We start from the raw sequence: 7,801 nt of genomic DNA on the forward strand, positions 1-7,801 counted from the left end.
GGTCCGCACCCTCGCCCAGCGCTCGGCCAGCGCGGCCAAGGAGATCAAGACACTGATCGACGACTCGGTCGAGCGCGTGAGCGCAGGTTCGGCGCTGGTCGCCCAGGCCGGCACGACGATGCAGGACATCGTGGCCTCGGTGCAGCGCGTGACCGACATCATGGGCGAGATCGCTGCCGCCTCGCAGGAGCAGTCGGCCGGCATCGAGCAGGTCAACCATACCGTCACCCAGATGGACGAGACCACCCAACAGAACGCCGCCCTGGTCGAGGAAGCCACTGCCGCGGCACGCGCGATGGAGCAGCAGGCCGGCGACCTGGTGGAGATCGTCGGCCAGTTCCAGGTGCGCAGCGAAACCTATCCGATGGTGGCGCAACTGGTGGCCCGCGCCACCGCCAACGCGGCGTAGCGCGGACGCCCTGCGCGGCACGCACGCCACGGAGGGGATGGAACCGTCATTGACGGCCCCATTCCACGCACGGCAACCCGGCCGACATTGCGCTGCACCCACCCGACGCCCCCAGCGTCCGCACAAAGAAAAAGCCGCGCATCCGCGCGGCTTTTTTGTTCGCAGGAGGGACTGTTTCAGGCCCAGGAAATCACGCCTTTGCGAATCCCCACTCCCGAATCCCCAATCCCAGCCCCATCAGGGCCTGCGCGCCAGCGCCTCGACGTCCTTCGACTTCGGCAGCAGGTCCTGCTTGGTGACCTGGAACGGCCCGATCGACAGCAGCGGCACCGCCACGATCACCGAGGACACCACCACCACCACCGCACCGATCATGTGGGTCAGCGCCAGGCCTTCCATCGACTCGCCGCCATACAAGTAAAGCGCCAGCGCCGACAGGAAGAACATCACCGCGGTGATCACCGTACGCGACAGGGTCTGGTTGATCGAGCGGTTCAGCACCTCGATCGGCTCCACGCGCAGGCTGCGGAAGTTCTCGCGCACGCGGTCGAACACCACGATGATGTCGTTGATCGCAAAACCCATCACCGACAGCAGGCCGGCCAGCACGGTCAGGTCGAACTCGCGGCCGGTGACCGACACGTAGGCCACCGTCACCAACAGGTCGAACAGCGCGGTCAGGCTGGCCACCACCGCGAACTTCCACTCGAAGCGGAAGGCGATGTAGATCAGGAAGCCGACCAGCATGAACACCGTGGCGTAGACGCCGTTCAAGGCCAGGTCCTTGCCGACCTGCGGGCCGACGAACTCGCCCGGCTTGACCGTGGCCGGGTTCTGCGGCGTGCTCACCGCCTTGCGCACCTGCTCGGCGAGGTTCTTGGTGATGTCCTCGTTGTTGTGCTCGCCCTGCGGCTGCAGGCGGATCACCACCTCGTTGCCGCTGCCGACGTTCTGCACCTGCGCATTCTCGAAGCCGGCCTTGGCCAGCTGTTCGCGCACCTGGTCCACGTCGACCGGCTTCTGGAAACTGGTCTGCACCAGCGCGCCGCCGGTGAACTCCAGCGCGTAGTTGAAGCCCTTGGCGAAGATCACCGCGAACGAGGCCAGCGCCAGCACCAGCATCAGCACCAGGGTCGGGTGCCGCCAGCGCATGAAGTCGATCTTGGTGTCGTTGGGGATCAGGTGAAGCGGGAAGATTTTCATTGGAGACCGCTCTGCGTTTTTTTGGACCCCGCGCCTGCCGGCGCGGGGACGTGCGGAAGGTGGCGTGCGTGGCTCAGATGGCCACGGACTTGATCTTCTTGCGACGGCCGTAGATCAGCACCGCCAGCGCGCGCGACACGGTGATCGCGGTGAACATCGAGGCGAAGATGCCGATGATCATGGTCAGCGCGAAGCCCTTCAGCGGGCCGGTACCGAACGCGTACAGCGCCACGCCGACGATCAGGCCGGTGAGGTTGGCGTCGAGGATGGTGCCGCCGGCCTTCTCGTAACCGGCCGCGATCGCCGACTTGGGCGGTACGCCCAGGCGCAGTTCTTCGCGGATACGCTCGTTGATCAGCACGTTGGCGTCCACCGACAGGCCTACCGACAGCGCCAGACCGGCGAAGCCGGGCAAGGTCATGGTGGCGCCGAACAGCGACATCACCGAGACCACGATCAGCAGATTCATCAGCAGCGCGACCGAGGTGATCAGGCCGAACATGCGGTAGTAAACGCTGAAGAACACCAGGGTGAACAGGAACGCGTAGACCACCGCGGTGATGCCGCGCTCCACGTTCTCCGCGCCCAGGCTCGGGCCGATCACGTATTCCTCGACGAAGTCCATCGGCGCGGCCAGCGAACCGGCACGCAGCAGCTTGGCCAGGTTCTCGGCCTCGGTCTTCTCCAGGCCGGTGGTCTGGAAGTTCTTGCCGAACACGCCGGCGATCCGGGTCGGCGCCAGCGCCTCCTCGTTGACGCGCACGCTGCGCACTTCCTTGCCGTCGACCATGGTCACGGTGGGGATGCGCTCGATGTAGACCACGGACATCAGCTTGCCGGTATTGGCGCTGGTGTAGTCGAACATGCGCTGGCCGGCGGCGTTGTTGAGCGTGACCGCCACGGCCGGCATGCCGTTCTGGTCGGTGCTGACGGTGGCGTTGACCATCTGGTCGCCGGACACCAGCACGCGCTTGCTCAGCAGCACCGGGGCGCCGCTGTCGCGCAGGCGGTAGACCTTGGCGTCGGGCGGGATGTTGCCGCTGCGCACCGCGTCCTCGGCGTTGCCGTCGACCACGCCGCGGAATTCCAGCGTGGCGGTGGCGCCGATCATGCGCTTGGCCTCGGCGGTGTCCTGCACGCCCGGCAACTCGACCACGATGCGGTCGTCGCCCTGGCGCTGGATGATCGGCTCGGCCACGCCCAGCTGGTTGACGCGGTTGCGCAGGGTGGTCAGGTTCTGCTCGATGGCGCCGGCGGCGATCTGCTTCAGCTCGGCCTCGGGCACGGTCACGGCGATGGTCTGCCCGGACACGGCGTAGCTCAGGGTCGGCTGCGCCTTGGCGATGGCCGCGCGCGCGGCGCTGGCATCGACGCCCTCGCCCAGGCTGACCTGGATGCTGTTGTCGGGACGGCGCTCGACCGAGCGGTAGGCCAGACGGCTGTCGCGCAACGTGGTGCGGATGTCTTCGGCAAAGGCGTCCAGGCGCTTTTCCAGCGCCGCCTTCTGGTCGACCTGCAGGGCGAAGTGCACGCCGCCGACCAGGTCAAGACCCAGCACCATCGGCTTGCCGCCGAGGCGCGACAGCCAGTCCGGCACGGTCGAGGCCAGGTTCAGCGCCACCGTGTAGTTCTCGCCCACCTGCTGGCGCAGCACGTCGTTGGCACGGGTCTGCGCCTGCAGGTTCGGCAGGCGCACCATCAGGCTGTCGCCTTCCTTGTCGACCAGCTTCGGGGTGATCCCGGCCGTCTTCAGGTCGGCGAGGACCCGCTCGCGCAGGGCGTCGTCGATCTTGCCGCCGCGGCTGGCGGTGATCTGGACCGACGGATCCTTCTGGTACACGTTGGGCAGCGCGTACAACGCGCTCAACGCCAGCACGATCAGGATGAGGACATACTTCCAGCGCGGAAACTCGAGCATTGCGGGACCCCGCACGACGCCACGCCGGCGTCGCGCCTAGCAGTAGGAGAAATGGATCAGGCGGACTTCAGCGTGCCCTTCGGCAGGACATTGCCGACGGCGCCCTTCTGCACGCGGATGCGCACGTTGTCGGCCACTTCGATGGTGATGAAATTGTCGCCGATGTCGGTGACCACGCCGGCCACGCCGCCGGAGGTGATGACCTCGTCGCCGCGGCCGAGCTTGTCCAGCATCGACTTGTGTTCCTTCTGGCGCTTCATCTGCGGCCGGATCATCACGAAATACATCACCGCGATCAGGATGATGGGCAGCAGGAACATCTGCAGGCCACCACCGGCCGGGGCGGCGCCGCCAGCGGTCTGCGCCTGGGCGACGGGAATCAGGAAATCGAGCGGATTCATCGGGTACGTCCTATGGTTTGGGCAGCCCGACGCCCTGGGGCACGGACCGCTGGTTTGCCTTGCGGCAGCAAGCAGCCGCCGATTATGCCACGATCTTCCTTCACCCTCCGGAACCGCTGCCCTGCCCTTGCGGCGCAGGAATGGCGCCATGCGCAGCGGGAAGGCAGGCCGGCACCGACGGGCGATGGCGATCTGGCGTACGGGGTCCTGGCGACTGCGTCCGGGAGAGGACCAGGGTTCGGCGGTGGCCGGACCCTCACCCCAACCCCTCCCAAACGGCACGAGGCTTCGCCCGGACCCTCACCCCAACCCCTCCCGAACAACACGAGGCTGCGCCCGGACCCTCACCCCAACCCCTCTCCCGACGGGAGAGGGGCTTTAGCCTTGCTCCGTTGGGAGTGGGGTGGCTTCGACCCCGCGCGCCGCATAGAAGGACCGCCGGAACTGGGCAAAGGTTCCCACGGCGATCGCCGCGCGCATGTCGGCCATCAGCTTCTGGTAGTACCAGAGGTTGTGCAGGGTGCCCAGCATCGGCGCCAGCATCTCGTTGCAGCGGTCCAGGTGGCGCAGGTAGGCACGGGTGTAGCCGCTGCTGCAGGCATGGCAGCCGCAGCCCGGCTCGATCGGATCGAGGTCGCGCTCGTACTTGGCGTTGCGGATGCGCACCGTGCCGAAGGAGGTGAAATAGTGGCCGTTGCGTGCGTTGCGGGTCGGCATCACGCAGTCGAACATGTCCACGCCGCGGGCCACGCCCTCGACCAGGTCCTCCGGGCGCCCCACGCCCATCAGGTAGCGCGGGCGGTCGCCCGGCAGGCGTGGATGCAGGTGCTCGAGCATGGCATTGCGCTCGTGCTCCGGTTCGCCCACCGCCAGGCCGCCGATCGCGTAGCCGTCGAAGCCGATCGCCTGCAGGCCCTCGATCGAGCGGCTGCGCAGGTCCGCATGCACGCCGCCCTGGACAATGCCGAACAGCGCGGCGTCGTTGCCCAGCGCGTCGTGCGCGTCGCGCGAGCGCTGCGCCCAGCGCAGGCTCAGCTCCATCGAACGCCGCGCCACGTCCTCGGTGGCCGGGTACGGGGTGCACTCGTCGAAGATCATCACGATGTCCGAATCGAGCACCCGCTGGATCTTCATGCTCTCCTCCGGCCCCAGGAACACCTTGGCGCCGTCGGTCGGCGAGGCGAAGGTGACGCCCTGCTCGCTGATTTTGCGCCGGTGCGCCAGCGAGAACACCTGGAAGCCGCCGGAATCGGTCAGGATCGGCCCGTCCCAGCGGGCGAAGCCGTGCAGGCCGCCGTGATCGCCGATCACGTCCAGGCCCGGGCGCAGGTACAGGTGGAAGGTGTTGCCGAGGATGATCTGCGCGCCCAGCGCCTTGATCTGCTCGGGCAGCACGCCCTTGACCGAGCCGTAGGTGCCCACCGGCATGAACGCGGGAGTCTCGACCGTTCCGCGCGGGAAGGTCAGGCGGCCGCGGCGCGCGGCGCCGTCGGTGGTGTGGAGCTCGAACTGCAATCGGGACATGGTCTGGCGAATCTCGGTAAGCCGGGCATTGTCGCATTGCCGGGCCGTTGGCGCCGAACCGCCTGGCGGTGCGCCGCCCAGGGGAAGCACCACGGTCGGCTGGCGCCATGCGCGTCGGGCACGCACAGCGCAGGTGCCGCCCCGGACCATGCCGTGGCGCGTACCTGGCGGTGCGACACCGATGTCGCGCCGTCGCCGGCCATCCTGGATGGCGCGCCGCTTCAGTCCGCCGCGACGAAGCCACCGGTCTGGCGCGCCCACAACCGCGCGTACAGCCCGCCGCGGGCGAGCAGCTCGGCGTGGGTGCCGGTCTCGACGATGGCGCCGCGGTCCATCACCACCAGCCGGTCCATCCGCGCGATGGTGGAGAGCCGGTGGGCGATCGCGATCACCGTCTTGCCGGCCATCAGCTCGTCCAGGCTGTCCTGGATCGCCGCTTCCACTTCCGAATCCAGCGCCGAGGTGGCCTCGTCCAGGATCAGGATCGGGGCGTCCTTGAGCAGCACGCGGGCGATGGCGATGCGCTGGCGCTGACCGCCGGACAGCTTCACGCCGCGCTCGCCGACCTGCGCGTCGTAGCCGCGCTGGCCCTCGCCGTCCTGCAATTGCTCGATGAACTCGTCGGCGCGCGCCTTGGCCACCGCCGCGCGCAGCTGCGCCTCGCTGGCGTCGGGGCGGCCGTACAGCAGGTTGTCGCGGATCGAGCGGTGCAGCAGCGAGGTGTCCTGGGTGACCAGGCCGATCTGCTGGCGCAGGCTCTCCTGGGTGACGCCGGCGATGTCCTGGCCGTCGATCAGGATGCGGCCCTGCTCCAGGTCGTACAGCCGCAGCAGCACGTTGACCAGGGTCGACTTGCCTGCGCCGGACGGCCCGACCAGGCCGATCTTCTCGCCCGCGCACACCTGCAGGTCGAGCCCGGCGATGACCCCGCCGCGCTTGCCGTAGTGGAAGTGGATGTGCTCGAAGCGGACCTCGCCGCGCTCCACGCGCAGCGGCACCGCGTCGGCGCGATCCTGCACCTGCACCGGCTGCGCGATGGTCTCCATGCCGTCCTGCACCGCGCCGATGTCCTCGAAGATGCCGTTGACCGTCCACATGATCCAGCCGGACATGTTGTGGATGCGGATCACCAGGCCGGTAGCCAGGGTGATCGCGCCCACGCTGATCTGGCCGCGGCTCCACAGCCACAGCGCCAGCCCGCAGGTCACCGCGATCAGGAAGCCGTTGATGATGGCGATGGCGCTGTCCATCGCGGTGGTCATGCGGGTCTGCCCGCGGTGCTTGACCGCCAGCTCGTCGATCGCCTCGCGCACGTAAGCCTGCTCGCGCCCGGCATGCGAGAACAGCTTGAGCGTGGCGATGTTGGTGTAGCCGTCGACGATGCGGCCCATCGCCTTGGAGCGCGCGTCCGAGGCGATCCAGGCGCGGTGCTTCATCCGCGGCACGAAGTAGACCATCAGCGCCACGTAGGCCAGCACCCACACCAGCAGCGGCGCCATCAGCCAGGGATCGGCCTGGGCAAACAGGTACAGCGCGCTGCCGGTGTAGACCACGATGTACCAGAGCGCATCGACCATCTGCACCGCCGACTCGCGCAGCGAGGTGCCGGTCTGCATGACCCGGTTGGCGATGCGCCCGGCGAAGTCGTTCTGGAAGAAGCCCAGGCTCTGCCGCACCACGTAGTTGTGCATCAACCAGCGCGCGCGGTTGCTCAGGCCCGGCACGATGGCCTGGTTCACCAGCAGGTTGTGCAGGGCCACGAACAGCGGCCGCGCCAGCAGCACGACGAACGCCATCCACAGCAGCTCGCCGGCATGGCGCTGGAAGAAGTCCGGCCCCGGCTGCTCGGCGACCATGTCGACGATGCGGCCGAGGAAGTCGAACATCGCCACTTCCACCAGCGCCAGCGCCAGACCGGCCAGCAGCGTGGCCAGCAGGAGCGGCCACAGCGGACGCAGGTAATGCAGATAGAAGCGCACCACCCCGCGTGGCGGCATCTGCGTCTCGATCTTCGGGAAGACCTCGATCAGGGACTCGAACCAGCGGAACATCGCCACGCCACGCGAAAAAGGGGCGTCAGGGTAGCGTATCGGGCGTCACGGGCCGTGAGGCTGGGATTGGGGATTTGGGATTTGGGATTCGCAAAAGCGGCTCCGCGCGCGCTTCGTCCACCCGTAGGAGCGGCTTCAGCCGCGACGCGGTCTAGCCGGAACTGGAGATTGAGAATTTGGGATTCGCAAAAGCAACTCCACTGCGCATCCCCTGTGTAGGAGCGGCTTCAGCCGCGACCGGGCCTTCTCGGTGAAGCCCGGTCGCGGCTGAAGCCGCTTGTGTCAAATAAGGGTC

6 protein-coding genes are annotated in these 7,801 nt (G+C 67.9%); 1 reads left to right on the top strand and 5 read right to left on the bottom strand.

What is annotated here, in order from left to right:
- Positions 1–409: methyl-accepting chemotaxis protein (locus tag D183_RS25500; RefSeq protein ID WP_017910686.1), on the top strand; the 409-nt coding region annotated here is incomplete at its 5' end.
- 237 nt (positions 410–646) lie between these two features.
- On the opposite strand, the gene secF is transcribed toward D183_RS25500, so the two are convergent.
- From secF to D183_RS0120760, 5 genes are all read right to left on the bottom strand, one after another.
- Entirely contained in the window at positions 647–1,612 is a 966-nt protein-coding gene (secF, locus tag D183_RS0120740; RefSeq protein ID WP_017910687.1) for a protein translocase subunit SecF, read from the bottom strand.
- A 73-nt stretch (positions 1,613–1,685) separates the two neighbouring features.
- Positions 1,686–3,530: a protein translocase subunit SecD gene (secD, locus tag D183_RS0120745; RefSeq protein ID WP_017910688.1), complete on the bottom strand. Its 1,845-nt coding sequence runs from the start codon at positions 3,528–3,530 to the stop codon at positions 1,686–1,688.
- A 56-nt stretch (positions 3,531–3,586) separates the two neighbouring features.
- A complete protein-coding gene (gene yajC / locus D183_RS0120750; RefSeq protein ID WP_017910689.1) occupies positions 3,587–3,931 on the bottom strand; it encodes a preprotein translocase subunit YajC in 345 nt (114 codons plus the stop codon).
- Between the two features lie 378 nt (positions 3,932–4,309).
- Positions 4,310–5,455 (bottom strand): tRNA guanosine(34) transglycosylase Tgt, encoded by a 1,146-nt coding sequence (tgt, locus tag D183_RS0120755; RefSeq protein WP_026144713.1) that lies wholly within the window; start codon positions 5,453–5,455, stop codon positions 4,310–4,312.
- A gap of 221 nt (positions 5,456–5,676) precedes the next feature.
- Entirely contained in the window at positions 5,677–7,506 is a 1,830-nt protein-coding gene (locus D183_RS0120760) for an ABC transporter ATP-binding protein (RefSeq protein WP_017910691.1), read from the bottom strand.
- Positions 7,507–7,801: the final 295 nt, after the last annotated feature.

The sequence above is a fragment of the Xanthomonas sp. SHU 199 genome (assembly GCF_000364665.1).
GTDB lineage: Bacteria > Pseudomonadota > Gammaproteobacteria > Xanthomonadales > Xanthomonadaceae > Xanthomonas_A > Xanthomonas_A sontii.

Bases quoted from the DNA above. Each gene is read 5' to 3' on its own strand.
- secF (WP_017910687.1), bottom strand. From the start codon at position 1,612: ATGAAAATCTTCCCGCTTCACCTGATCCCCAACGACACCAAGATCGAC.
- yajC (WP_017910689.1), bottom strand. From the start codon at position 3,931: ATGAATCCGCTCGATTTCCTGATTCCCGTCGCCCAGGCGCAGACCGCT.
- D183_RS0120760 (WP_017910691.1), bottom strand. From the start codon at position 7,506: ATGTTCCGCTGGTTCGAGTCCCTGATCGAGGTCTTCCCGAAGATCGAG.
- secD (WP_017910688.1), bottom strand. From the start codon at position 3,530: ATGCTCGAGTTTCCGCGCTGGAAGTATGTCCTCATCCTGATCGTGCTG.
- tgt (WP_026144713.1), bottom strand. From the start codon at position 5,455: ATGTCCCGATTGCAGTTCGAGCTCCACACCACCGACGGCGCCGCGCGC.